Annotated in this window: 19 protein-coding genes and 1 pseudogene; 11 read left to right on the top strand and 9 right to left on the bottom strand. The window is 66.6% G+C overall.

Annotated elements, in window-relative coordinates:
* Positions 1–2: 2 nt before the first annotated feature.
* Complete coding sequence (locus G6N68_RS22805) at positions 3–908, bottom strand: AurF N-oxygenase family protein (protein ID WP_163717230.1); 906 nt, start codon at positions 906–908, stop codon at positions 3–5.
* 102 nt (positions 909–1,010) lie between these two features.
* Here G6N68_RS22805 and cobF point away from each other — a divergent pair, with 102 nt between their 5' ends.
* The 6 genes and pseudogenes from cobF (at position 1,011) to G6N68_RS22780 (ending at position 5,407) form a co-directional block, all read left to right on the top strand.
* Positions 1,011–1,760, top strand: a complete 750-nt coding sequence (gene cobF, locus G6N68_RS22800) for a precorrin-6A synthase (deacetylating) (protein ID WP_163717228.1) — start codon at positions 1,011–1,013, stop codon at positions 1,758–1,760.
* Between the two features lie 169 nt (positions 1,761–1,929).
* The gene (locus tag G6N68_RS31640; RefSeq protein ID WP_205351418.1) at positions 1,930–2,991 is read left to right on the top strand and encodes a PE family protein; all 1,062 of its coding nucleotides are present in this window, start codon (positions 1,930–1,932) and stop codon (positions 2,989–2,991) included.
* 48 nt (positions 2,992–3,039) lie between these two features.
* Positions 3,040–3,282, top strand: a pseudogene (locus tag G6N68_RS31110) (DNA-formamidopyrimidine glycosylase family protein); the annotation flags it as partial.
* Between the two features lie 153 nt (positions 3,283–3,435).
* Positions 3,436–3,903: a zinc finger domain-containing protein gene (locus tag G6N68_RS31105; protein WP_240355821.1), complete on the top strand. Its 468-nt coding sequence runs from the start codon at positions 3,436–3,438 to the stop codon at positions 3,901–3,903.
* A gap of 170 nt (positions 3,904–4,073) precedes the next feature.
* The gene (locus tag G6N68_RS22785; RefSeq protein ID WP_240355820.1) at positions 4,074–4,622 is read left to right on the top strand and encodes a PE family protein; all 549 of its coding nucleotides are present in this window, start codon (positions 4,074–4,076) and stop codon (positions 4,620–4,622) included.
* Positions 4,623–4,657: 35 nt separating this feature from the next.
* Positions 4,658–5,407, top strand: coding sequence for an SDR family oxidoreductase (locus G6N68_RS22780; RefSeq protein ID WP_163717223.1), 750 nt, complete (start codon positions 4,658–4,660; stop codon positions 5,405–5,407).
* A 72-nt stretch (positions 5,408–5,479) separates the two neighbouring features.
* On the opposite strand, the gene pgi is transcribed toward G6N68_RS22780, so the two are convergent.
* On the bottom strand, positions 5,480–7,144 hold the full coding sequence (gene pgi, locus G6N68_RS22775) for a glucose-6-phosphate isomerase (RefSeq protein WP_163717221.1): 1,665 nt from the start codon (positions 7,142–7,144) through the stop codon (positions 5,480–5,482).
* Between the two features lie 331 nt (positions 7,145–7,475).
* Positions 7,476–10,433: a PE family protein gene (locus G6N68_RS22770; RefSeq protein WP_163717219.1), complete on the bottom strand. Its 2,958-nt coding sequence runs from the start codon at positions 10,431–10,433 to the stop codon at positions 7,476–7,478.
* Positions 10,434–10,721: 288 nt separating this feature from the next.
* Between G6N68_RS22770 and G6N68_RS22765 the strand changes: the two genes are divergently transcribed.
* The gene (locus G6N68_RS22765) at positions 10,722–15,167 is read left to right on the top strand and encodes a PPE family protein (RefSeq protein WP_371871713.1); all 4,446 of its coding nucleotides are present in this window, start codon (positions 10,722–10,724) and stop codon (positions 15,165–15,167) included.
* 24 nt (positions 15,168–15,191) lie between these two features.
* Here the strand turns inward: G6N68_RS22765 and G6N68_RS22760 are convergent, their stop codons facing one another.
* Positions 15,192–15,692: a MarR family winged helix-turn-helix transcriptional regulator gene (locus G6N68_RS22760; protein ID WP_163717207.1), complete on the bottom strand. Its 501-nt coding sequence runs from the start codon at positions 15,690–15,692 to the stop codon at positions 15,192–15,194.
* A 200-nt stretch (positions 15,693–15,892) separates the two neighbouring features.
* Between G6N68_RS22760 and G6N68_RS22755 the strand changes: the two genes are divergently transcribed.
* Positions 15,893–16,501 (top strand): TetR/AcrR family transcriptional regulator, encoded by a 609-nt coding sequence (locus G6N68_RS22755; RefSeq protein ID WP_240355575.1) that lies wholly within the window; start codon positions 15,893–15,895, stop codon positions 16,499–16,501.
* 10 nt (positions 16,502–16,511) lie between these two features.
* Here G6N68_RS22755 and G6N68_RS22750 read toward each other — a convergent pair whose 3' ends face one another.
* Together G6N68_RS22750 and G6N68_RS22745 are read right to left on the bottom strand one after the other, a co-directional pair.
* Positions 16,512–17,486 (bottom strand): esterase family protein, encoded by a 975-nt coding sequence (locus G6N68_RS22750; RefSeq protein ID WP_275899986.1) that lies wholly within the window; start codon positions 17,484–17,486, stop codon positions 16,512–16,514.
* 60 nt (positions 17,487–17,546) lie between these two features.
* Positions 17,547–17,864 carry a chorismate mutase gene (locus G6N68_RS22745; RefSeq protein ID WP_163717206.1) on the bottom strand — a complete coding sequence of 106 codons (318 nt, stop codon included), beginning with the start codon at positions 17,862–17,864 and terminating at the stop codon, positions 17,547–17,549.
* 285 nt (positions 17,865–18,149) lie between these two features.
* Between G6N68_RS22745 and pcrA the strand changes: the two genes are divergently transcribed.
* Positions 18,150–20,495, top strand: a complete 2,346-nt coding sequence (gene pcrA / locus G6N68_RS22740) for a DNA helicase PcrA (protein ID WP_163717204.1) — start codon at positions 18,150–18,152, stop codon at positions 20,493–20,495.
* 12 nt (positions 20,496–20,507) lie between these two features.
* On the opposite strand, the gene G6N68_RS31100 is transcribed toward pcrA, so the two are convergent.
* Both G6N68_RS31100 and G6N68_RS22730 read right to left on the bottom strand, forming a co-directional pair.
* Entirely contained in the window at positions 20,508–21,128 is a 621-nt protein-coding gene (locus G6N68_RS31100) for a hypothetical protein (RefSeq protein WP_240355573.1), read from the bottom strand.
* A gap of 9 nt (positions 21,129–21,137) precedes the next feature.
* Positions 21,138–22,199 carry a M23 family metallopeptidase gene (locus tag G6N68_RS22730; RefSeq protein ID WP_163717202.1) on the bottom strand — a complete coding sequence of 354 codons (1,062 nt, stop codon included), beginning with the start codon at positions 22,197–22,199 and terminating at the stop codon, positions 21,138–21,140.
* Positions 22,200–22,442: 243 nt separating this feature from the next.
* Here G6N68_RS22730 and sucC point away from each other — a divergent pair, with 243 nt between their 5' ends.
* Together sucC and sucD are read left to right on the top strand one after the other, a co-directional pair.
* Entirely contained in the window at positions 22,443–23,624 is a 1,182-nt protein-coding gene (gene sucC, locus G6N68_RS22725; protein WP_163717201.1) for an ADP-forming succinate--CoA ligase subunit beta, read from the top strand.
* Positions 23,625–23,640: 16 nt separating this feature from the next.
* A complete protein-coding gene (gene sucD, locus G6N68_RS22720) occupies positions 23,641–24,543 on the top strand; it encodes a succinate--CoA ligase subunit alpha (protein ID WP_163717199.1) in 903 nt (300 codons plus the stop codon).
* A 73-nt stretch (positions 24,544–24,616) separates the two neighbouring features.
* Here the strand turns inward: sucD and G6N68_RS22715 are convergent, their stop codons facing one another.
* A complete protein-coding gene (locus tag G6N68_RS22715) occupies positions 24,617–25,933 on the bottom strand; it encodes a PE family protein (RefSeq protein ID WP_163717197.1) in 1,317 nt (438 codons plus the stop codon).
* Between the last annotated feature and the right edge of the window lie 183 nt (positions 25,934–26,116).

Raw genomic sequence — 26,116 nt, 5'->3', positions numbered from 1 at the left:
GGTCACAGAAATCTGCTGCGCTTCCAACCGCGGCGCGCGATCGGCCCCATCAGGCCCACCTCTTCCAAGAACGCTGCCAATGGGGCGAAGCCGGCGATCTGAATCTCGCGACGGTGTGGGCTGCTGCGCGCGACCCGCCGCGCCCGTTTGGGGTCGAGTCCTGCGCGCGCGTACGGGATCGGGTTGCTGAACAGATAGTTGAAGAAGTAACCGCCCAGCCCATTGATGTTGGCCATGAACCACCGGTTCAGTCGGGGCATTTCGGCCACTCGCTTGCGTGCGCCGTCCCGGGCGAACTGGATGTGGCGGGCTTCCTCGGTGACGTGAATTCGCATGAGCCGCTGGATGATTGGCTGCAATTCCGGGTCGTCCATCATCTGCCGCTGGAGCGAGTCGAAGATCTCCTCGCCGATCAACGCCGCCACCCACAGCATTGAACCCCGCTGGAACGCCAGGGGGAGCGCGTTGATGACCCAGCGGTGCGACCGGCGCGGCCGGACGGGCTTGGCGCCGATGCGCTCGATCGCCTTGCCGAACATGACCATGTGGCGGGTCTCGTCCCCGAGTTCGGTCAGCTTGTAGTGAGTCGTTCGGCTGGTCGGGTCCTCATGCAGGATGGTGCGCAGCAGCGACTGGTTGAGCATGTTCTCGAACCAGATCCCCGCCGACAGCGTGTTGACCAGTTCCTGGCGGGACAACTCGATCTGTTGCTCGCGCGTCATCTCGTCCCACATCGGGGTGCCGTACAGCGAGACCAGCTTGGGTGGCAAGTAGAACTTGTCCGGGTCCAGCGGTGCATCCCAGTCGATGTCGACGATGGGCTCGTAAGACTTCTTGACCGAGCCTTTGAGCAGACGCTCCGAGAACTCCTCACGACTCGGCCTGTCCGGCTTTACCGCTGTGGTCATCGCTGGGCATCCCTTCATTGGGAGGTTCAGACGGTACCCATGGTACCGGGTACTTGCGGTCCCGACTAGATCCTCGTGGTCTCAATTCGATTGACTGGCACGGTGAGCCGGCACATCCACGTCATCGGCATCGGTGCGGGCGATCCCGACTACATGACGGTCCAGGCGATCGACGCGCTGAACGACACCCAGGTGTTCTTCGCTATGGACAAGGGCGAGACCAAGAGCGACCTGGTGGGCCTGCGGCGGGAGATCTGCGCGCGGTTCATTCGCGCGCCCGGATATCGGTTTGTCGAACTAGCCGATCCGCCACGCGCCAAAGACGGCGACTACCGCGAGGCCGTCGCCGACTGGCACGCCGAACGCGCCCGGATCTGGGCGGCGGCCATCCGCGACGAACTGGGTCCCGACGGCGTCGGCGCATTCCTGGCCTGGGGGGACCCCTCGCTGTACGACAGCACGCTGCGCATTCTCGACGCCATCGGGTCCGCGGTACCCGACGTCGACTTCAGCTATGACGTGATTCCCGGCATCACCGCGGTGCAGGCATTGACGGCTCGGCATCGCATACCGCTCAACGAAGTCGGCGAACCGGTCCTGCTCACAACCGGAAGGCAGCTACGCGAAACGGGGCTATCCGGTTCGGCGGTGGTGATGCTCGATGCCAACTGCTCGTTTCTCACCTGCCCGCCCGACACCAGGATCTGGTGGGGCGCCTATCTGGGCACGGACAAGGAACTACTGGTTGCGGGCAAGGTCGGTGAGGTCGGAGCTCGCATCGAGGCGTTGCGTACCGAGGCGCGTACTCGCCACGGCTGGATCATGGATACCTATTTATTAAGGGGCCATTGAGGTCGTGTCACGCACGTTCTGCTGAAACGCTTCTGACTCTGATAGCGAAGTAAGGATTTGGACTAGGGGTTCGGAATCGTTATTGAAACGAGATAGCATCGGGGCTCCTACTCAACTCGTGTGGAAGACGTGACGGCTCGTCGCTGTCGCAGTGGCCGGGAGGTTGTCGATGTCTTGGGTGATTGCGGCGCCCGAGTATGTGGCCCAAGCGGCCACCGAGCTCGCCGGCATCGCGACATCCCTTAGCGCAGCCAACGCCCAGGCGGCGTTCCCGACCAGTGCGGTCCTGGCCGCGGGCGCCGACGAGGTTTCGGTGGCGCTCTCGACGTTGTTCAGCGCGCATGCTCAGGCATACCAAGCCGTCAGCCAACAGGCGGCGCTGTTCCATCAGCAATTCGTGAACCTCATGAGTGGGGGCGCCGAACAGTACGCGCTCACCGAAGCGGCCAACGAACTGCCGATGCAACTGGTGGGGCAGGCATTGGGGGCCGCGGCCACGCCCGCCGCGGCGGCGGCCGGCGAGACCGCGCTGGGTGTCGGCGGAGGCCCGGCGCTCGGAAACGGAGCCGCTGCGGCGGCCGCGGTTCAAAGCGGCAGCCACGGCGGGTTCCTTTACGGGACTGGCTCAGCCGCCACGCCGGGCGGTAGCGCAGCGGCATCCGCGGCTTTGTTGGGCAGAGGTGGAGCCGGAGGTTTCGGTGCCGCGGGTCATGGAACTCAGCCCGCTGGCGCGGCGGGTGGTCACGGAGGCGCCGCCGGCGGCTGGCTGACCCCGCTGGCGAGCAGTGCCGGCGTTGTCGACGTCGTGGAGGCAGGCGCGGCGATACAAGCGCCCGCTGTCGCGCCCGCCGACGCAAGCGGCGCGGTACCCAGTGGGCTGCTGCTGGCTCCGGCTGGTGTCGGTGTTGCCGGCGCCCACGGGGGTGCCCCGGCTGCTGCCAGCAATGGCAACCAGTCCGCTGGTGCCAATGCCATCAGCTATGGCGACCACAGCGGTTGGTTATACGGCGACGGTGGCGCCCTCGGGCCGTACGGCGGTTCCGCCGCGGATGTGCCTTCCGTTCCCGCGACCGGCACCGAGTCGGCCGTGAGCGCAACGGCTGGTGCGGGGGGCCTCGGCGGATTGCGTGGCGACGGTCCGTTGGGTTCGGGTGGTCTGTATGCGGGTGCCGGCGGATTCGGCGCGGCGGGTGCTGCCGGCGGACAGGCCGCAGGCCAAGCGGTCGACTGACCGACCTAGCGTCTGCAGGTTCGCCGAGCACTCGGGCAGACTGGACGGGTGCCCGAACTCCCGGAAATCGAAGCGCTGGCCGATCACTTGCGTCGGCACGCCGTCGGGTTGACGGTCGGTCGCGTCGACGTCGCCGCGCTGTCGGTGCTGAAGACCTTCGATCCGCCCATCAATGCCCTACACGGCCAGACCGTCGTCGGTGCCGGTCGCTGGGGCAAATACCTGGGGCTGCAAGCCGGTGAGCTGTGGTTGATCACCCACTTGTCCCGCGCCGGGTGGCTGCGCTGGTCGGACACGTTGGCCGCGGCGCCGCTGCGGCCGGGCAAGGGACCGATCGCGCTGCGGGTCCACCTGGGCACCCCGGGCAGCGCACCGGGATTCGACCTGACCGAGGCCGGCACCCAGAAGCGACTGGCCGTCTGGCTCGTCACCGACCCGCAGCAGATTCCGCAGATCGCCACCCTTGGCCCGGACGCGCTGAGCCTGTCGGTCGACGACCTGTCCGGCCTCCTGGCGGGTAACACGGGGCGGCTCAAGACGGTGATCACCGACCAGAAGGTGATCGCGGGCATCGGCAACGCGTACAGCGACGAGATTCTGCACGTCGCCAAACTCTCGCCGTTCGCAACGGCCGGCAAACTCAGCGAAGCGCAGCTGCATACCCTGCACGACGCGATGGTCTCGGTGCTCTCCGACGCGGTCGCGCGCTCCGTCGGTCAGGGTGCGGCCATGCTCAAGGGCGAGAAGCGGTCGGGGCTGCGGGTCCACGCCCGCACCGGCTTGCCGTGCCCGGTATGCGGGGACACCGTGCGCGAAGTGTCGTTCGCGGACAAGTCTTTTCAGTACTGCCCGACGTGTCAGACCGGCGGCAAGGTGCTCGCCGACCGGCGTTTGTCGAGGCTACTCAAGTAGGCAGGGCTTATCGCGAGCGGCCGTGATGGCGCAGCGGACGCATGCCTAAATTTTGGAACAAGGTTGTCAAAATGGAATGGTGGAGTATGATTAGATAATCACGATCTTGAATTGCAACCAGGGCCACGCAGTTGCTAGCCCGGGCTGGAGGGGCGGAGATGTCACACGTGATGGTGGCCTCGGAGGCAGTCAAAGCCGCGGGTCTGGATCTTGCGGCGATCGGTTCGACGCTCGATGCCACACACCTCGCGGTGGCGGCCCCAATAACCGATCTGCAGCCGGCTGCCGCCGATGAGATATCGGAGGGCATCGCTCGCTTGTTCTCCGGTCACGGCCAGGAGTACCAGGCGGCGGCCAGTAAGGCGGAGGCGTTCCGTGACCAGTTTGTAGAGCGCCTGAACGCCGGCGCGGATGTGTACGCCAGTGCAGAGGCCGCCAACGCCGCTCTGCTCCCGCTCCCGCCGCAGGTGCTCAACATCTGGGGAACACTGAACGGTTTGCCACTCAAGTTGCTCTACACGGCCGCCAACGTCGTTAACGACCCTTTTGGAACCCTCGGCCAACTGTTCTACGACCTGGTGTTGAACCCATTCTTCTTGCTCCCGCTCAATTACCTCTTGGCCTGGGCGTACTTCAACAACCCGCCCGCCTTTGTCCTGCTGATGATTCCTGTCCTGGGGATTTCAGCGTTCATCAGTTTGCTTCTTTCACTGTGGTGAACGAGGGCGTGTCGCTCGGTCGATATGCTGCCGAGGTGACTCGTCAGAAAATCCTCATCACCGGAGCCAGCTCCGGCCTCGGCGCCGGCATGGCCCGGGCCTTTGCTGCTAAAGGCCGCGACCTCGCGCTGTGCGCGCGTCGCACCGATCGGCTCGATGAACTGAAAGCGGAGCTGACGCAGCGGTACCCGTCGATCAAGGTCGCAGTGGCGGCGTTGGACGTCAACGACCACGAGCAGGTGCCGAAGGTGTTTGCCGCGCTGAGCGACGAACTGGGCGGCATCGACCGCGTCATCGTCAACGCCGGCATCGGCAAGGGGGCGCGGCTGGGCTCCGGCAAACTGTGGGCGAATAAGGCGACCATCGAGACCAACCTGGTGTCCGCGCTGGTGCAGATCGAAACCGCGCTCGAGATGTTCAACAAGAGCGGATCGGGCCACCTGGTGCTCATCTCCTCGGTGCTCGGCAACAAGGGCGTGCCGGGCGTCAAGGCCGCGTACTGCGCAAGCAAAGCCGGACTGACGTCGCTGGGTGAATCGCTGCGCGCCGAGTACGTGAAGGGTCCGATCAAGATCTCGTCGATCGAGCCCGGGTACATCGAGTCGGAGATGACCGCCAAGTCCTCGAGCACGATGTTGATGGTGGACAACGACACCGGGGTCAAGGCCCTGGTCGACGCCATCGAGCGCGAGCCCGGACGCGCGGTGGTGCCGCGTTGGCCGTGGGCGCCGTTGGTGCAGCTGCTGCGGGTGTTGCCGCCGCCGCTGACCAAACGCTTCGCTTAGCCACCGCGAGTGTGAACGGCGCGACGCGTTCATAGCGTGTCGCGCCGTGCGATTCACACTCAGCGGGGAGCGTCAGCCCGCGCGTCCGCGCTCCGTGCGGTAGCGGCGCACCAGCGCGTCGGTCGAACTGTCCGACAGGGGCTCGGGGGCGTTCTCGCTGGTGATCACCGGAAGCAACGCCTTGGCCTGCGTCTTGCCCAATTCCACGCCCCATTGGTCGAACGAGTCGATGCCCCAGATCACGCCCTCGACGAAGACCTGGTGCTCGTACAAGGCGATCAATTGGCCCACGACCGACGGCGTGAGCCGGTTGGCCAGGATCGAGGTTGTCGGCCGGTTACCGGGCATCACCTTGTGTGGCACGACCTCGGCGGGGGTGCCTTCCGCGGCGATTTCCTCGGCGGTCTTGCCGAACGCCAGCACCTGGGTCTGGGCGAAGAAGTTGCTCATCAACAGGTCGTGCATGCTGCCGGTGCCTTCGGCGGTGGGCAGGTCGTCGGTGGGTTGACTGAACCCGATGAAGTCGGCCGGAACCAACCGGGTGCCCTGATGCAGCAGCTGATAGAAGGCGTGCTGGCCGTTGGTTCCTGGCTCGCCCCAGAAGATTTCGCCGGTGTCGGTGGTGACCGGTTGCCCGTCGGCGCGCGTGGACTTGCCATTGGATTCCATGGTCAGCTGCTGCAGATAGGCGGCAAAGCGCGCCAAGTCATTGGAATACGGCAAGACTGCGCGTGATTGGGCGTTGAAGAAGTTGGAGTACCAAAGCCCGATCAACCCGAGCAGGACGGGCGCGTTGGATTCCAGTGACGCGGTTCGGAAGTGTTCGTCGACGATGTGGAAGCCAGAAAGGAAGTCGGCGAAGGCTTCTCGGCCGATGACGGCCATCACCGACAGCCCGATCGCCGAGTCGACCGAGTACCGCCCGCCGACCCAATCCCAGAAGCCGAACATGTTGTCGGTGTTGATGCCGAAGTCGTCGACCAGGCGCTTGTTGGTGGAGACGGCGACGAAATGCTTTGCCACTGCGGCATCTCCGAGCGCATCGGTGAGCCACCGCCGAGCCGCGGTAGCGTTGGTCAGCGTCTCCAGCGTGGAGAACGTCTTCGACGCCACGATGAAAAGTGTTGTGGCAGGGTCCAAGTCGGCCAGCGTCGCAACCAGGTCGGCGGGGTCCACGTTGGACACGAAGCGCGCCGAGATGCCGGCGTCGGCGTAGTGGCGCAACGCCTGATACACCATCACCGGGCCCAGGTCCGAGCCGCCGATGCCGATGTTGACGACGGTCTTGATCCGCTCGCCGGTGGCTCCTCGCCAGTCGCCGTTGCGCAGCCGGTCGGTGAAGTCGCCCATCGCGTCCAGCACCTCGTGCACGTCCCGGACGACGTTCTGTCCGTCGACGATCAGGTCGGCGTCGCGGGGCAACCGCAGCGCGGTGTGCAGTACCGCACGATCCTCCGAGGTGTTGATGTGCGCACCGGCGAACATCGCCGCGCGACGTTCTTCCAGGTTGGCCGCGCGGGCCAGGTCGACCAACAGCTGCAACGTCTCGCGGGTGACGCGGTGCTTGCTGTAGTCGATATAGAGGTCGCCCACCGTGAGCGTCAGTTCGCGCCCGCGGTCGGGATCGTCGGCGAAGAACTGCCGAAGGTGGGTCTGTCCGATCTTGTCGTAATGACTGCGCAGGTTGTCCCACGCCCGGGTGGCGGTGATGTCGGGGATTGCTGGCACGGAGGTCATGGTTCGACCCTATGTCGCAACCGGCGTCGATCGGGAGGCAACCGCCCGGATGCGGCCGGCCGCTGTGGACCGGAGTTGTTTGCTGTTGCCGGGGGCCTATTACCGACAAGGGCGACAACTGGGCTCGGTACGAATAGCGCGAGCACGCTAAGAAGTCGGCCCTTAATCCCCAAACGGTAAATGTCCAATTCCGCGCCGCACCGCGGTTCTTTTTTAGCGGCTGGATCGTCGGGATGTGCCCGCCGCCCGCCGACGAGTGGACTCAAATGCGAGCCAGGTCTCGCAATAGGCGTCCGCAGATCGTTACCGACAAGGCGCGACAATTCGAGTGCTAGCCGGCGGTACCGTCAATTCCGGCGATCATGCCGCCCGTTCCGCCAATACCGTCGGTCCCGTCCGGCACATTTCCGGAATCCCCATACCCGCCGGCCCCGCCGGCCCCGCCGTTGCCGCCAATGCCGACCAGGCTGTCGGCGTTGCCGCCGTTGCCGCCGTTGCCGCCGAGGCCGCCCTCGCCGGAATTGCCGCCGTCACCGCCGTGCCCTGCCGCACCGCCGTCGCCGCCGTAACCGACGAGGCCGGCGGTGCTGCCGCCGTTGCCTCCGTTGCCGCCGGCGCCGCCGTCGCCGGTGACACGGTTTGCGTTGCTGCCGTCGCCGCCGTCCCCACCGGCTCCGCCGACGCCGACCAACCCGGCGTTGCCGCCGTTGCCTCCGTTGCCGCCGGCGTTGGCGTAGCCGATGTTGCCGCCGTCGCCCGCATCGCCGCCGGCGCCGCCGTTACCGCCCACGCCCCACAGCAAGCCGCCGTCGCCGCCGTTTCCGCCCGTCCCGCCGGCCCCGCCGGGAGCCCTGGTCAAGGCGGTCAGGCCGTCGCCACCGTCGCCTCCGGCCCCGCCGTTGCCGCCGACACCGAACAGCCCGACGCTGCCGCCGGCCCCGCCGGCGCCGCCGTTGCCGGCCCCGGCCCGGTCGCTGTTTTCGACGCTGCCGCCGCCGGCCCCGCCGTCGCCACCGTTGCCTCCGAGACCCCACAGCAAGCCACCCCGGCTGCCGGCACCCCCGTCGCCGCCGAGGCCGCCGGCCGCTGCGGAATCGCCGCCGGCACCGCCGTTGCCGCCGTTCCCGCCGGCACCGAAGAGCCATCCGCCGGCACCGCTGCTGCCGCCTTGCCCGCCGTTGCCAGTGGTGGCGGATCCGAAGTCCTCGACCAGTCCGGCGCTTCCGGCGTTGCCGCCGTCCCCGCCGTTGCCCCACAGCCCGACAGATCCGCCGTGCCCGCCGTTGCCGCCGTTCATGCTGGCCATCAGGGCGGTGCCGCCGTTGCCGCCGTCGCCGCCTTCGCCGTAAATCCACCCGCCGTTGCCGCCGTTGCCGCCGTCAGCTCCGGTCGGAATCGTGCCGTTGGTGCTTCGCGCATTTCCGCCGTCGCCGCCGGCGCCGACCAGCAGACCGGCGTCGGCTCCATGACCTCCCGCGGCGCCGGCGCCGCCGTCGCCGCCAGCGCCTCCGTTGCCGATGAGCAGCCCGGCTTTGGCGCCATTGCCGCCGGCCACCCCGGACGTGAGCGTGTCGCCGGCGCTGCCGCCGTCGCCGATCAGGTACCCGGCGTCTGCCCCGGCCGCGCCGAGTCCGCCGTCGAAGCCGAGTGAGCCCCCGGCGCCGTTGCCGCCCGACCCACCGTCACCGACGAGCAATCCGGCTCTGCCCGCGGCACCGCCGTTGCCTCCGTTACCAGCGTCGTTGGCGCCTCCGTCGCCGCCGTTGCCGCCGTTGCCGAACAGGTGGCCGCCGTTGCCGCCGGTGCCGCCGTCCGCGCCGGCTCCGCCGGTGCCGCCGCTACCGCCGGTGCCGTACAACAAGCCGCTGCGGCCGCCCGCGGCGCCGGCCGTGCCCGCATTCAGGCTGTCACCGCCGTGACCGCCGTCGCCGAACAGCGTCCCGCCGGCAGCGCCGGCCGCGCCGACACCGCCATCCCCGCCGGACCCACCGTTGCCGATGAGCAGCCCGGCCGTCCCCCCGGCGCCACCGGTACCGCCGCCGCCGTAGCCACCGTTGCCGCCGTCGCCGAACAGGTAACCGCCGTTGCCGCCCGCGCCACCATCCGCCGCGGCCCCGCCGTTTCCGCCGGCGCCGCCGATGCCGTACAGCCACCCGCTGTGGCCGCCGTCCGCGCCGGTCGTCGTGGCGTCCAAGCTGTGTCCGCCCCGGCCGCCGTTGCCGATCAGCCGGGCTCCGTTGGCGCCGACCGCACCCTGCGCACCGTCGCCGCCGGCACCGCCGTTGCCGACGAGGGACGCGGCACGGCCTGCGGCTCCGCCGTTGCCGGCGGCGGTGATTCCCTCGCCGCCCGAGCCGCCGTCGCCACCGTTGCCGACGAGCGTCCCGGCGGCACCGCCGGCGCCTCCGTCTCCACCGATCCCGGAGTCGCCGGCGCCGCCCGCCCCGCCCACCCCGCCGCTGCCGAGCCATCCGCTGTCGCCGCCGGTGCCGCCAACGCCGCCGTTGGCGCCCGCGCCACCAGCGCCGCCGCCGCTGCCGAGCCATCCGCTGTTGCCGCCAGCCCCGCCGGCACCACCGTTGGCGCCCACTGCGGTGCCGTCGCCGCCGGCACCGCCGGCACCGCCGCTACCGAGGAACAACCCCCCGTTGCCGCCGATCCCGCCGATACCCGCGACGTCGGCCACGCTGCCGACGCCGCCGGTGCCACCCGCACCGCCGCGGCCGATCAGTCCGGCGGACCCGCCAGCGCCGCCGGCGGCTCCCGCACCACCGGCTCCGCCGGCACCGCCCGAGCCGATCAGACCCCCCGCACCACCGGCGCCCCCGGCCGCACCGGGGTTCGCGCTGTTGTCATAGCCGTTTCCACCGTTGCCGTACAGCCAACCGCCGGCTTTTCCGTTGGGATTCGTGGCGGTGCCGTCGGCGCCGTTGCCGATGATCGGGCGGGACTGGATCGTCTGGACAGCGCTTTGCACGCTCTGCTCGACGCTTTGCAGGGGGCCGGCGTTCACCGCCTCGGCGGTCGCGTACGAGTCCGCTGCGCCTTGCATCGCCTGCACGAACTGGGAGTGGAATCGCGCAGCTTGGGCGCTGACAGCTTGGTAGTTGAGAGCGTGGCTGTTGAACAGCGACGCGATGGCTGCCGACACTTCATCCGCGCCGGCCGCGAGCACGCCGGTGGTTGCCGGCGCGGCCATGGAACTGGCCTCGGTCAGCGTCGAACCGATCCCCTGCAGGTTTGTTGCCGCCTGCGCCAAGGCCTCTGGGGTCACCGTCGTGTAGGACATCGCTGGACACACCTCGTACATTTCTGGATTCGTTGTTGCGTCGGAACAATAGCGCCAATAAACGGCGCTTTAGGGTGATTTCGCGAAAGTGAATATTGCTCGTATTTGAGCCGCCAAAAGATGTGCAAACTCTCGCATTTGGGCTGGTTACACTGAGTGTGCCCGGTCGTCCGGAAACTTATTCGGATTTTCTGAAAACCGCTACGGACGGTAGGCATTGCTGATACTTTTCTGCGCTATTGGAATGGCTCAGTCACTGGGCTCATTGGCATGAAGGCAAAAGGAACCATGGAATATCCGACGCTGGCACCAGAGATCAACTCCGCGCTCATGTATGGGGGCGCCGGCTCCCGTCCGCTGTTTGCTGCGGCACAGGCGTGGGACAGCCTGGCGGCCGAGTTGAGTGCGGCGGCGGCGTCTTTCGAGGCGACGACGTCGGCGCTGGCGGGTGCCGCGTGGCAGGGTGCGGCGTCGGCGGCGATGCTGGCGGCCGCCGCCCCCTACACCGGGTGGCTGAGCGCGGTCGCCGCCAACGCCGAGGCGGCGGCCGCTCAGGCCCGGGTCGCGGCCGCGGCGTTCGAGGCGGCTCTGCAGACCACCGTGCCGCCGGCGGTGGTGGCCGCCAACCGCACGCAGTTTGTTTCGTTGGTGACCTCGAACTGGCTGGGGATCAACGCCCCCGCCATCGCGTCCGCCGAGGCCGCCTACGAACAGATGTGGGCCCAGGATGTCGCCGCGATGGCCGGCTATTACTCCGGCGCCTCGGCCGCCGCTTCGGGTTTGACGGCCTTCACCTCCCCGCTGCAGGCGCTGGGGCCGCGGGCTTTCCTCGAGTCCACCGGCATCAATTTTGGTTTTGGTGATGTGGGTCGGTGGAATGTGGGTTCGGGGAGTGTGGGGAGTTTTAATGTGGGGGATGGGAATGTGGGTGGGTTTAATGTGGGGTTGGGGAATTTGGGGGATTCGAATGTGGGTGTGGGTAATGGGGGTAGTTTGAATGTGGGTGGGGGTAATTTGGGGAGTAGTAATTTTGGGTCGGGGAATTTGGGGAGTGTGAATTTTGGGAGCGGTAATCTGGGGAGTTTGAATTTTGGGGGTGGGAACACGGGGAGTTTGAATGTGGGGTTCGGGAACACGGGTAATGGGAATATCGGGTTGGCGAACACGGGGAGTGGGAGTGTCGGTATCGGGTTGACCGGGGACAACCAGTTCGGGTTCGGTGGGTTCAACTCGGGCAGTGGTAATTCGGGGTTGTTCAACTCGGGGACGGGCAATGTGGGGTTCTTGAACTCGGGGACGGGTAATTTCGGTGCGTTCAACTCGGGGGTGGGGAACTGGGGGTTGGAGAACTCGGGTCGTTACAACACGGGTGTGGCCGGTTCGGGGGTGGCGAATTCGGGGTGGTGGAATTCGGGCAGTTTCAACACCGGTGGGTTCAACGCGGGTAGTTACAACACTGGTTTCGCCAATCCGGGGAATGTGAACACCGGGTTTTTCAACGCGGGCAGTCACAACACCGGTTTCTACAATGCCGGTGACATCAACACCGGGGTGGGGAACACCGGGAGTTTGAACACCGGGGCGTTGATCTCGGGTAACCGCAGCAACGGGCTGTTGTGGCGCGGTGATGACCAGGGCTTGTGGTCGCTGGGGTATTCGATCGAAACGACCACCGAATACAAGTTCACCTCGTTCGCCGAGATGAACAACCCCGGGTGGTATTACGAGCAGTTGGAGGCGTATCAGAACGCCCCGTACACCGTGGAACACGATTGGTGGACGCTGTTTAGCATCGGCGGGTCGCCGGGGTTTGGGAATCTGACCACCGACCCGTCGTCGGGGTTTTTCAACACCGGTGCTGGCGGCTCGTCGGGGCTGGGCAATTACGGTGCGGGCAACTCGGGGTTTGTGAACCTGGCCTACGGCTCCGACGGGTACAGCTCGGGCACGTTGAACATGGGTGGGGCGCTGTCGGGGTATCTGCAGTGGGGCAACTCGATGTCGGGTCTGCTCAACGTGGGCACCGGCGGCGGGGCCGGCCCGGATGTGGTCTCGGGGCTGGGCAACGTGGGGCAGAACCTGTCCGGGGTGCATCTGCTGGCGGCGTTGCCGCGCAACATCGGGTTCGCCGATGTCGGCTACGGCAACATCGGCAACGCCAACGTGGGCAACTTCAACCTGGGCAACGGCAACGTCGGCAACGCCAACTTCGCGTTCTTCAGCGGGTTCCCGCCGGGCTGGTTCAGCCTGATGTGGGGCTGCGGGGGCAACATCGGTGACTTCAACTTCGGCAGCGGCAATGTCGGCGACTGGAACTTCGGCAGCGGCAACTACGGCGACAGCAACTCCGGCAGCGGCAACATCGGCTACCGCAACTACGGTTTCGGCAACACCGGGTTCTGGAACTTCGGCAGCGCCAACGTCGGCAGCTACAACACCTTCGGTGGGGCCAACGTCGGGGACTACAACCTCGGCAAGGCCAACTTCGGCAGCTACAACTGGGGCGCGGGCAACTGGGGCAACGCCAACGTCGGGCTGGCCAACCTCGGGGACCTCAACATCGGGCTGGGCAACTACGGCAGCTACAACCTGGGGCTGGCCAACACCGGTGACGTCAACATCGGGCTGGCCAACACCGGCACCGGCAACATCGGTATCGGTTTGACCGGTGACTACCAGGTCGGTTTCGGCGGGCTGAACTCCGGGACGGGCAACGCCGGGTTGTTCAACTCCGGCACCGCCAACACCGGGTTCTTCAACGCCGGGGACACCAACACCGGCATCGGCAACGCCGGGGCGGCCAACCTGGGCCTGCTCAACGCCGGGATCAACAACAACGGGCTGTTCAACGCCCACACCGACAACGTCGGGCTGTTCAACGCCGGGATCCACAACTTCGGCTACCTCAACACCGACACCAACAACTACGGGTTGTGGAACTCCGGGGTCGGTAACTGGGGCTTTGGCAACACCGGCAGCTACAACACCGGATTGACCAACTCCGGACACGCCAACACCGGCTGGTGGAACACCGGGGCGTTCAACACCGGCGGGGAAAACGCCGGCAGCTTCAACACCGGCCTGGCCAACGCCGGTGACTCCAACACCGGCATCTGGAACCCGGGCAGCATCAACACCGGCATCGGCAACCCCGGCGACCTCAACACCGGACTGTTCATCACCGGCAACGCCAACAACGGCATGTTCTGGAACAGCGACAACCACGGCACCGGCGGCTGGAACCTGACCATCACCTTGCCCACCGACCTGGGCAGCACCGGCATCGTCACCACCACCGAGATCACCCTGTTCGACATCCCCGCCGGCACCGGACTGTTCAACACCGCCAGCGGCTCCTCGGGCTTTTTCAACAACGGCGCCGGCAGCGGAGTCTCCGGATTCGGCAACTCCGGCACCGGCTCCTCGGGCCTGCTCAACTTCACCGCCGACGACAGCTCCTATGCCACCGGCTTGGCCAACTACGGCAACGCCATCTCCGGGATCCTCAACCAAGGCAGCGCCAGCGCGGTCACCTCCAACGTCGCCGACGTCGTCTCCGGCATCGGGATGAGCGGACAAAACATCGCCGGCATCTTCGGCATCAGCTACACCCACCCCGCCAACCTCGGCTACGCCGACATCGGCTACGGCAACGTCGGCAACGCCAACCTGGGCAACTTCAACCTCGGCAGCGCCAACCTGGGCAACAACAACATCGGCGCAGCCAACTACGGCAGCACCAACCTGGGCAGCGCCAACCTGGGCAGCCTCAACCTCGGCAGCGCCAACACCGGCAGCTTCAACATCGGCCTGGCCAACCTGGGCAACTACAACTTCGGCCTGGCCAACACCGGCGACGCCAACATCGGCCTAGCCAACACCGGCACCGGCAACATCGGCATCGGCCTGACCGGCGACGGTCAAATCGGCTTCGGCGGCCTGAACTCCGGCACCGCCAACAACGGCCTGTTCAACTCCGGCCACGGCAACACCGGCCTGTTCAACTCCGGGCACTCCAACACCGGCCTGTTCAACACCGGCGACTTCAACACCGGATCCTTCAACTCCGGGCACTACAACCTCGGCGACAACAACAGCGGCAACTACAACACCGGCCTGTTCAACCTCGGCAACACCAACACCGGCAACTTCAACCTCGGCCACACCAACACCGGCTCCGACAACAGCGGCAACATCAACACCGGCCTGGGCAACAGCGGCAACCTCAACACCGGAGCCTTCATCGGCGGCAACCGCAGCATGGGACTGCTCTGGCGAGCCGACGACGTCAACCCCTCCTTCGCCATCGACATCCCCATCCACACCAGCTACGACTACTACTACGGCGACCCCGCCGTACGAGACCAACTCGCCGGCGCCATCCTCTCCGACTACAAAACCACCTACACCCTCTTCGAAATCAACCCCGGCGTCTTCAACACCACCGCCACCACCTCCAGCGGCTTCAACAACACCGGCGGCGGCGCCTCCTCCGGCTTCTTCAACACCGGCACCGGCAGCAGCGGCTTCTTCAACACCGGCACCAACCCCACCACCGGCGGCCACACCAGCGGCTACCTCAACTACGGCGACTACCTCGCCGGCCTCACCAACTACGGCACCTACATCAGCGGCATCTACAACACCGGCACCAACAACCTCACCACCCCAGACCTCATCACCGGCATCGGCAACTTTGGTGCCAACCTCACCGGCTTTTTCCGGGCGCCGTAACCAGCACCTGGACCGGCGCCTGGGTTACCACAGCTTGGGCGAGCGGTAGCGGTTGATGGGGTCCGCTCCGGCCTCGCCGATGGCGGCCTGGCAAACCTGGTCGAGCAGTCGGCACAGTTCTGCCAGGCCCTCGTCGCCGATGCGGGCGCGGACGTCGCGGTCCAGCGCAGATGCGGCTTCCAACCGTGCGGTGACGTGGTCGATCGCCTTCGGGGTGAGCTCGACGATTTTCTCGCGCTGGTCGGTGGTCGACGCGGTGACTGTCACGTACTCGCGTTCGCGCAGCGCTGCGACGATCTTGCTGGCCGCCTGTCTGCTGATGGTGAATTGGCGGCTCATTTCCGAAATCGTCATCGGCCCTGGCTGGGCGTAGAGGGCGAAGACGTAGTTGATGGGATAGCTGCGTTCGGGGTAGCCGGCCGACTCCATCTCGGCGTCGATCCGGTGTAGATAGCTCCACCAGGCCATCCGAAGTGCCTGGCCGAGATCGGTCTGGAACGCCTTGAAGCCTGTTTCGACAACCATGGTTGACAGTCTAGGGAGGGGGGATACGCTATCGATACTGTCAACCAAGGATGACAATCTGCCAATGGCGGCAGGACCGGTGGTCCCGGTCATTCACAACCAGGTGAGGGTTCGGCTGACAGGGCTCTAGAACAAAGTTCGAAAGGATGGCAATGGCCTTAACAACCATGGGAGGAAAGTCGCGCCCGCGAAAGAGGCCAGTGCAGGACCGGTCGCGGGATACGGTGCGCCGCATCCTGGCCGCGACCGCAGAACTGCTCCAAAAGCGAGGCTACGACGGCGCATCGACCAATCGGATCGCCTCGACAGCGGGGATCAGCCCGGGCTCGCTGTACCAGTACTTCCCCAACAAGGAGGCGATCATGGACACCCTGGTTGAGGAGTACACCCAAGAACTTCTAGAACGAGTGACCAGCAACCTGCGTGCGGTCACTCATACCGATCCCGACAATCTGGTGGCGGCCGCGGTCGCGGCGCAGCTTGACGCGATGCTCGAACGACCGGAAATCCTGAAGGTGATCGCCGGCCAGCTGCCGGGGCGCAGCGGCGTAGAGCTGCTGAAGCCGATCGAGGCACTGATCGGTGGCGCGATTCGGGAACACCTTGTGGCGCACTGCGACCCACGGCTCGACTTCGACGTCGAGGCCGCTTCTTGGCTCATGGTTCAACTACTCGGCGCAACGGTGCGCTACGTCGTCGACGAACCCCCGATCACCAAGGAAGTCTTCGTCGCCGAGATGACGCGGCTCGTGCTTAGCCACCCAATCTCGTCGACCTGCGTGATGTCGAATCATCAAGTCGCCGTTTAGCCAACACCGCCTAGCCGGCGCCCAGCACCCGCTGTAAGTCCGGCAGCATGGCCCGTAACTGCTGTCCCCAGTAGGTCCAGGTGTGGGTGCCGTTGTCGGGGAAGTTGAAGACGCCGTTGTGCCCGCCGTACGACTTGTAGCGGGCCTGGAAAACCTTGTTGCTCAACCGGGTTGCGCTTTCCAGCAAGGTGGCGTCCAGCTTGGCGCCCAGGTCGGAATCCCCGCCGTTGCCGGTGTACACCCAGATTCGGGTGTTGTTGGCGACGAGCTTCTTGGCATTGACCGTTGGGTCGTTGGCCGCCCAGGCCGGGTCACCCGGCGGACCCCACATGGCGTCGGAACGATAGCCGCCGGCACCCATTTGCGCGGCGCTGACCAGCGTGGGCCACTGGCCGGCGGACAGATTGAGAAAGCCGGACATCGAGGCCGCGTAGCTGAAGTTCTGCGGGTGGTTGGCGGCCAGGATCAATGCCGCCGAGCCGGACATCGATGCGCCCACCACGGCGTTGCCGTTCGCGTAGATCCCCTTGTTGGCCGCCAGCCACTGCGGCAATTCCTGGGTTAGAAAGGTTTCCCACTTGTAGGTCGACATCCCGGAACTGCCGCCCGCCGGCCGGTACCAGTCCGAGTAGAAGCTCGCCGTCCCACCCGTCGGCAGAACCAGGGCCAGGCCGGCCTGGCTGAACCACTCGAACACCGGCAGGTGGATGTCCCAGCCGTTGTAGTCGTCGCGAGCGAGCATGCCGTCGAGCAGATACACCGCGTGACTGCCACCGGGTTGGAACTCCACCTTGACCTGGCGATGCATCGACGGCGACGGGACCGCCAGGTACTCGATCGGCGTGCCTTGGCGGCTCCACGCCGAGGAGATCGCCGGGGTCGCTGAACCGGCCGAGATGCCGCCCAGCAGCACGAGCAGCACGGCGGCCGATCTGCCTACCGGCCGACGCCAGCGTCTAACTCGAGCCGCCTTTGCTGCTACCACTGCGGCGGAATTTACCGGCTAGCGCCGCCAATGCCCCGCTAGCAGCGATTTTTTAATCGATTAGTGACCCAGCCGTCCCCGGCCGAGGCGCAAGAGCAGCATTGCCAGATCCTTACCCTCGGGACCGAGCTCGCTGTAGCGTTCGATGACTTGCATCTCGCGGTTGTGCACCAACCGGGTGCCGCCGGATGCCATTCGGACTTTGCCAATCGCGCGCGACACCTCGGCGCGACGTTTCACGGCGGCGAGTATCTCCCGGTCGAGTCGGTCGATTTCCTCGCGCAGCTCGTCGATGCTGGGGAGCGTTTCGGTGTCGATCATGTCGGTGTTCATTTCTGCTGACTCCGCGTTCTCGTGATGTGGGGGGTCTGGTCTCATCCGGGTCGGGCCTCACACAAGAATCGAGCCCCGGATCCGGAAGCGGACCACGGGGCTCTGCGATTGCAGCTAAACCACGGGCACCGCTGGCGGCGGGTACCCGTAAAAAAATCGATGCTGCGCGTTGAGCACAGAATGAGTGTGCCACATAATGCGGAATTTTCAGACAAAACCCTGGTCACGGACTAGCGGGGGCCCGCAGCGGGACTGCGGCGGGGCCACACCGGACTTCCGGAGGGCCATTCGCACAGACTCGTCGGCGGTCGGCGGTAAGTTTGGACGGACATGAGTGTGCACGCGACCGAAGCAATGTTTTCCGGGTCCCCGGGGCCCCCTGGACCCGACTCAGCGGATCAACTGCTCGACGGCCTTAATCCCCAGCAGCGCCAAGCGGTGGTGCATGAGGGTTCTCCGCTGCTGATCGTCGCCGGCGCGGGCTCGGGCAAGACGGCGGTGTTGACCAGGCGCATCGCCTACCTGATCGCCGCCCGCGGGGTGGGGGTCGGCCAGATATTGGCCATCACTTTCACCAACAAGGCCGCCGCGGAGATGCGCGAACGGGTGGCGGCCCTGGTCGGCGCCCGCGCCCGCTACATGTGGGTGTCGACCTTCCACTCCAGCTGCGTACGCATCCTGCGCAACCAGGCGTCGCTGATCGAAGGCCTCAACTCGAACTTCTCGATCTACGACGCCGACGATTCGCGGCGGCTGCTGCAGATGATCGGCCGGGACATGGGGCTGGACATCAAGCGGTATTCGCCGCGGCTGCTGGCCAACGCGATCTCCAACCTGAAGAACGAGCTGATCGACCCGGACGGTGCGCTGCACGCCCTGACCGATGAGTCCGATGACCTGACCCGCACCGTCGCCTCCGTCTACGCCGAATACCAGCGTCGGCTGCGGGCGGCCAACGCGCTGGACTTCGACGACTTGATCGGCGAGACCGTGGCGGTGCTGCAGACCTTCCCGCAGATTGCGCAGTATTACCGGCGCCGCTTCCGCCACGTCTTGGTCGACGAATACCAGGACACCAACCACGCGCAGTACGTCCTGGTGCGCGAATTGGTCGGTACCGACACCGAAGATGGTGTGCCGCCCGGCGAGTTGTGCGTCGTCGGTGACGCCGACCAGTCGATCTATGCGTTCCGCGGGGCAACCATCCGCAACATCGAAGACTTCGAGCGCGACTATCCCGACGCGACAACGATTCTGCTGGAACAGAATTACCGCTCGACGCAGAACATCCTCTCGGCGGCCAACTCGGTGATCTCGCGTAACGCCGGACGTCGCGAGAAGCGATTGTGGACCGACGCCGGCAAGGGCGAATTGATCGTCGGCTACGTCGCGGACAACGAGCACGACGAGGCCAGGTTCGTCGCCGAAGAGATCGACGCGCTGGTCGAGCGGGGCGAGATCACCTACAACGACGTAGCAGTCTTCTACCGCACCAACAACTCGTCGCGGGCGCTGGAAGAGGTGTTCATCCGGGCTGGCATCGCCTACAAAGTCGTTGGGGGAGTGCGCTTTTACGAGCGCAAGGAGATCCGCGACATCGTCGCCTACTTACGGGTGCTGGACAATCCGGGTGACGCCGTAAGCCTGCGCCGCATCCTCAACACCCCGCGTCGGGGTATCGGTGATCGGGCCGAGGCCTGCGTGGCGGTGTACGCCGAGAACACCGGCTCCACTTTTGCCGACGCTCTTGTCGCCGCGGCGCAGGGCAAGGTGCCGATGCTGAATTCCCGTGCGGAGAAGGCGATCTCGGGTTTCGTCGAGATGCTCGACGAGTTGCGGGGACGCCTCGATGACGACCTCGGCGAGTTGGTCGAGGCCGTACTGGAACGCACCGGGTACCGTCGCGAACTCGAATCGTCCACCGACCCACAGGAATTGGCGCGGCTGGATAACCTCAACGAACTCGTCAGCGTCGCGCACGAATTCAGCATCGACCTAGCGAATGCCGCGGCCGCGGAGGGGGACAGCTCGCCCGAGGACGAGGACGTGCCGGACACCGGCGTGCTGGCCGCGTTCCTCGAACGCGTCTCGTTGGTGGCCGACACCGACGAAATCCCCGAACACGGCGCCGGCGTGGTCACGCTCATGACCTTGCACACCGCCAAGGGGTTGGAGTTCCCGGTGGTGTTCGTCACCGGCTGGGAGGACGGCATGTTTCCGCACATGCGGGCATTGGACGATCCCACCGAATTGTCCGAAGAGCGGCGCCTGGCCTATGTCGGCATCACCCGGGCCCGGCAACGGCTCTACGTCAGCCGCGCGATCGTGCGGTCGTCGTGGGGCCAGCCCATGCTGAACCCGGAATCGCGATTCCTGCGCGAGATTCCGCAGGAACTCATCGAATGGCGGCGGGTGGCCCCGAAGCCGTCGTTCAGCGCGCCGGTCAGCGGCGCCGGCCGGTTCGGTACGCCGCGCTCAGCACCCACCAGGTCGGGGATGAGCAAGCGTCCGCTGCTGGTGCTCGAGCCGGGGGACCGGGTAACCCACGACAAGTACGGGCTGGGTCGGGTGGAAGAGGTTTCCGGCGTCGGCGAATCGGCCATGTCGTTGATCGACTTCGGCAGCGCGGGACGGGTGAAGCTGATGCACAACCACGCGCCGATCAGCAAGCTCTGATCGCCGGTTCTCTCAGTAGCGCAGCCAGCGTTCGGTCTGCGGGTGCAGCGCGAAGACGACGCTGGCGATCGGCAACACCGGAAGGGTGTGCACAATCCACGCCACTCGTGCACCCGCGATGAACACACCGACATAGGTCAGCACCGCGACCACCGCGCCGGCGACCAGCAAATAGCGCCCGATGGGGCGGCGCAGCAGCAGCATGATCACGCCGGTGATGGTGGATGCGGCGAAGACGAGGGCCAGAAACCCGACCGCTATGCAGAACAGCCGGTCGGTTCGCCACCATCCGGCGATCAACTCCGTGGCCACCACCGACGTGGCCCAGCCGCTGACGATGCTGATCACACACGCGACGACGGCGGTGCGGGGACTGGGTGCGATGAGCGCCGCCTGCGACGGGGGTAGGGTCGCGCGCCTGATGATGCGGGTGGCGGGATCGGCTGGTGGCAGTTGCGTGGTTTGGGCGTCCGGGACCGTCGGCAACGGTCCCGTCGGCGCACGCCGGATGATGCGGGTACGTGGCTCTGACGGTGCGGGTGTCTCCGCGGCAGCCGGAGGTGCCGCCTCAGTTTCTGCCTGGGGTGGATCGTCGCGCGCAGGAGGTTCGTTCGGCGTCGGCGGCTGCGTCATACGGGCCGGTCAGCCGGCGTAGTTGCCGACGCTGAGGCCGCGCTTGGCCAGCCACGGCACCGGGTCGATCCGCTCGGAGCCGTTCAGGAGCACCTCGAAGTGCAGATGCGGACCGGTGGAAAAGCCGCGGTTACCCATGGTCGCTATCTGGTCGCCGGCCATGACGCGCTCGCCGATGCTGACCAGCGTCGTGTTGACGTGCCCGTAGAGCGTCACGGTTCCGTCGGCGTGGCGGAGCTTGACCCACATCCCGTAGCCGGCGGTCGGTCCGGCGTCGATGACGACGCCGTCGGACACTGCGTAGATCGGGGTCCCGATCGAGTTGGCCACGTCGATGCCGGCGTGCAGCACGCCCCAGCGGTAGCCGAAGTTGGAAGTGAAGATGCCTCGGGTCGGCATCACGTACAGCGGCTGCTGCAGGCGCGCCTCGCGCTGTGCGCGTTCCTGGGCGAACGCCACACCCCTGGCGAACTCCTCGTTGTGTACCGCGGCGAGGTTGGCGGGTTGAGCCGCGATCACCTGCACACCGCGGGGGGCGTTGTTGCCCGACCCGCCGACCAGCGCGGACGCGTTGGCGGTCAGCACCGTCTCGGGCTTCTGGGCATCAGATTGATGGGTCGCCGTGTGCGTCGCTGCGGCTGCCGCGCCCGCGGCCATGGCCCCGATCAGCAGGCGTCCCTTGGCGGCGCTGGTCGGTTGCTTGCGATGCTGCCCACCGCTCCGCGGCACCGGGGTGATCCGCTCCGTGGGCGCATGCGCGTCGGGTTCGATGATCACCCGGGTCATCACGTCGGTGATGGCGGCGGAAGGGGGCGCCAGCGGCCGCGGCGATTCGTCGAGTTCGCTGAGGTCGTCGAGTTCGGGTGCGTCCAGCAGGGCGTCGTCGCCGAAGATCGCCTCGTCGCCGTAATCCAGCTCGTCAAGATCGGCGAAATCCAGGTCGTCGAGATCGTCGAACCCGTCGAGCGGGATGATCTCGGTCACTTCGTTACGGTGGTGATGCAGCCAACGATCGCGGGGTGCGCGAGCCGCAACTGCGCTGGCAGTGCGGGCAAATCGGTGCTGGGACAAGCTGGGGGCGTCCTCGGATCGTGACCATAACGTTATCTGGACCCTGAGACGGTATCCGCTGAGCCCCAGAACTGGCAACCTGGGTATGGAATCTGGTCATTTTTGTGACTTGTATCACGGTTTCGGAAGAATGAACATTCGGTGACCCGCGCCACAGGGGTGGATGCCACTGCTACGGCCATTTCGCGTCTCGATACAGTTCCCCTGCGAGTTGCGCATTTAGCCCAGCGAGACGGTGAGGCCATGGATCTTTTCGAGTATCAAGCCAAAGAGTTGTTCGCCAAGCATGGCGTGCCTGGCAATAAAGGCCGGGTGACTGACACCGCCGAGGGCGCCAAGGCCATCGCTACCGAGATCGGTAAGCCGGTGATGGTCAAGGCGCAGGTCAAGACCGGCGGTCGCGGAAAGGCCGGTGGCGTGAAGTACGCCGCCACCCCCGATGAGGCTTACGAACACGCCAAGAACATTCTGGGCTTGGACATCAAGGGCCACATCGTGAAGAAGCTGCTGGTTGCCGAGGCCAGCGACATCGCCGAGGAGTACTACCTCTCCTTCCTGCTCGACCGCGCCAACCGCAGCTACCTGGCCATGTGCTCGGTAGAGGGCGGCATGGAGATCGAGGAAGTCGCGGCCACCAAGCCAGACCGGCTGGCCAAAGTTCCGGTGAGTGCCGTCAAGGGTGTCGACCTGGAATTCGCGCGATCGATCGCCGAGCAGGGCCATCTGCCCGCCGAGGTGCTCGACGCGGCGGCGGTCACCATCGAAAAGCTGTGGGGGGTGTTCGTCGGCGAGGACGCCACGCTGGTCGAGGTCAACCCGCTGGTGCGCACTCCCTCACGCGGTGAGGATGACCCAGGCCAGATCCTGGCGCTGGACGGCAAGGTCACCCTGGACGGCAACGCCGCTTTCCGTCAGCCCGGCCACGCCGAGTTCGAGGACAAGGCGTCCACCGACCCGTTGGAGCTCAAGGCCAAGGAGCACGACCTCAACTACGTCAAGCTCGACGGTGAGGTGGGGATCATCGGCAACGGGGCCGGCCTGGTGATGTCGACCCTCGACGTCGTCGCCTACGCGGGCGAGAAGCACGGCGGTGTCAAGCCGGCCAACTTCCTGGACATCGGCGGCGGCGCTTCGGCCGAGGTGATGGCCGCCGGTTTGGACGTGATCTTGGGCGACGAGCAGGTCAAGAGCGTCTTCGTCAACGTTTTCGGCGGCATCACCTCCTGCGACGCGGTGGCCACCGGGATCGTCAAGGCGCTGGAAATCCTGGGCGACGAGGCCAACAAGCCGCTGGTGGTGCGGTTGGACGGCAACAACGTCGAAGAAGGCCGGCGCATCCTGGCCGAGGCCAACCACCCGCTGGTGACGTTGGTCCCCACGATGGACGAAGCCGCCGACAAAGCGGCCGAGCTGGCGAGCGCCTGAGAGAGGACAGCGACAGATGGCAATCTTCCTGACCAAAGACAACAAGGTCATCGTCCAGGGCATCACCGGCAGCGAGGCCACCGTGCACACCGCCCGGATGCTCAAGGCGGGCACCCAGATCGTCGGCGGCGTGAACGCGCGCAAGGCCGGCACCGAGGTCACCCACGAGGACAGGGGCGGCAGGATCATCAAGCTGCCGGTGTTCGGCAGCGTCTCGGAAGCGATGGAAAAGACCGGCGCCGACGTGTCGATCATCTTCGTGCCGCCGAAGTTCGCCAAGGACGCGATCATCGAGGCCATCGACGCCGAGATCCCCTTGTTGGTGGTCATCACCGAGGGGATTCCGGTGCAGGACAGCGCTTATGCCTGGGCCTACAACCTGGAGAAGGGCGGCAAGACCCGCATCATCGGCCCGAACTGCCCGGGCATCATCAGCCCTGGGCAGGCGCTGGTCGGCATCACCCCGGCCAACATCACCGGCGCCGGGCCCGTCGGGCTGGTGTCCAAGTCGGGCACGCTGACCTACCAGATGATGTACGAGCTGCGTGACTTCGGCTTCACCACCTCGATCGGCATCGGCGGCGACCCGATCATCGGCACCACCCACATCGACGCCATCGAGGCCTTCGAGAAGGACCCCGACACCAAGCTGATCGTGATGATCGGTGAGATCGGCGGCGACGCCGAGGAGCGGGCGGCCGACTACATCAAGGCCAACGTGTCCAAGCCGGTGGTCGGCTACGTCGCGGGATTCACTGCGCCGGAAGGCAAGACGATGGGCCACGCCGGCGCCATCGTGTCCGGCTCGTCGGGCACCGCGGCCGCCAAGAAGGAGGCCCTGGAGGCGGCCGGGGTCAAGGTGGGCAAGACGCCGTCCGAGACGGCCGCGCTGGCTCGGGAGATCCTGCAGAGCCTGTAACGCCTTTGCGCGAAGGCCTCGCGGCACGAAAGTGCTCCGCGGGGCCTTCGTGTTGTTACGGCAGGCCGGGCTGTTACGGCAGGCCGGGTTGGCCGGCGGCACCGAGCAACTGACCGCCGTCGCCGCCTTGGCCACCGGTGCCGTTGGTCCCTCCACCGCCACCGGTCCCGCCATTGCCGCCATTCCCGCCGAAACCAATCAGGAACCCGGCGCGCCCGCCGTTGCCCCCATTCCCGCCGTTAATACCGGAGGGTCCGCCGGAGCCGCCGCTGCCACCGTCGCCGAACAGCAGGCCTGCATCACCGCCAGCCCCGCCTGTGCCCCCGTTGAGTCCTCCGGCGCCGCCGGCGCCGCCTGAGCCGGACAGGGTGCCCCCTGCACCACCGGCACCGCCGGCGCCCCCGTTGTATCCGCCGGTGCCGCCGGCGCCTCCCTGGCCGTTGAGGAAGCCGCCGTGGCCGCCAATTCCGCCGGCACCGCCAGGCGCAGTCCCAACTGAGTCGGCGCCCGCGCCACCGGCCCCGCCGGAGCCCAGGATGAGTCCGCCCAAGCCGCCGGCGCCGCCTGCACCACCACTGCCGGCAGGGCCGCCAAAGGCATCGAAACTGGCGCCACCGCGGCCGCCGGCCCCGCCGGTGCCAAACAATCCGCCGGCACCTCCGGCGCCGCCCAGCCCACCCGAGGACCCGACGTTCGAGGTCCCGCCTGCACCGCCGACACCGCCGGCGCCGAACAGGCCGGCCGCCCCTCCGGTGCCTCCGGTGCCGCCCTGGCCGGATCCTCCGGTCCCGCCGGCGCCCCCATTACCGAATAACAGCCCGCCCGCTCCGCCGTCACCCCCAGGTGCCCTAACGCTGAGCGCTCTGCCGGCGCCGCCGGCTCCGCCGTTGCCTATCAGGCCGGCGTCCCCGCCCTTACCCCCGGCCGGGTGAGCGGCCGTGCCCGCCCCGCCAGCGCCGCCATTGCCGATCAGCAGCCCGCCGGCCTGGCCGTCTTGGCCCGGTGCCCCGTTGGCTCCGTTACCGATCAGCGGTCGCCCCAGCAGCAGGTTGGTGGGGGTGTTGATCACGTTGAGGACTTGCTGCTCGAGGGTCTGCAGCGGCGTGGCGGCGGTGGCCTCGGCGAGCGCGTACTGACCTGCGCCCGCGCTCATGAGTTGCACGAAGCGGTCGTGGAAGACCGCCGCCTGGGCACCGAGCGCTTGATACCCCTGGGCATGTGCGCCGAACGCGGCGGCGACTGCTGCCGATACCTCGTCGGCGCCCGCGGCGAGCAACTGCGTCGTCGGGCTCAAGGCTGCCGCATTGGCCTGGTTGATAGTTGCACCGAGATTCGCCAGATCCGAGGCGGCGGCTAGCACGGCCTCCGGAATGGTGGTGACAAATGACATCCGGTCACCTCCCCGGACGCGGAAGTGGCGGTCGACGGTCGATCGTCAGCGTCCTCGACGCACATCCGAGAGGTAGCAAGCGTAACGCGCTCACATAGAAGGCATGCCATTTTCTGACGAATATCCGATGAGTTCGGTTGCACGCTGCTGGGCGGGTTCCGAACGTCACGCAGGTGTGGCGTT

This window comes from Mycobacterium bourgelatii (genome assembly GCF_010723575.1).
Classification (GTDB): Bacteria; Actinomycetota; Actinomycetes; order Mycobacteriales; family Mycobacteriaceae; genus Mycobacterium; species Mycobacterium bourgelatii.
This window is presented reverse-complemented; position numbering and strand designations above follow the sequence as displayed.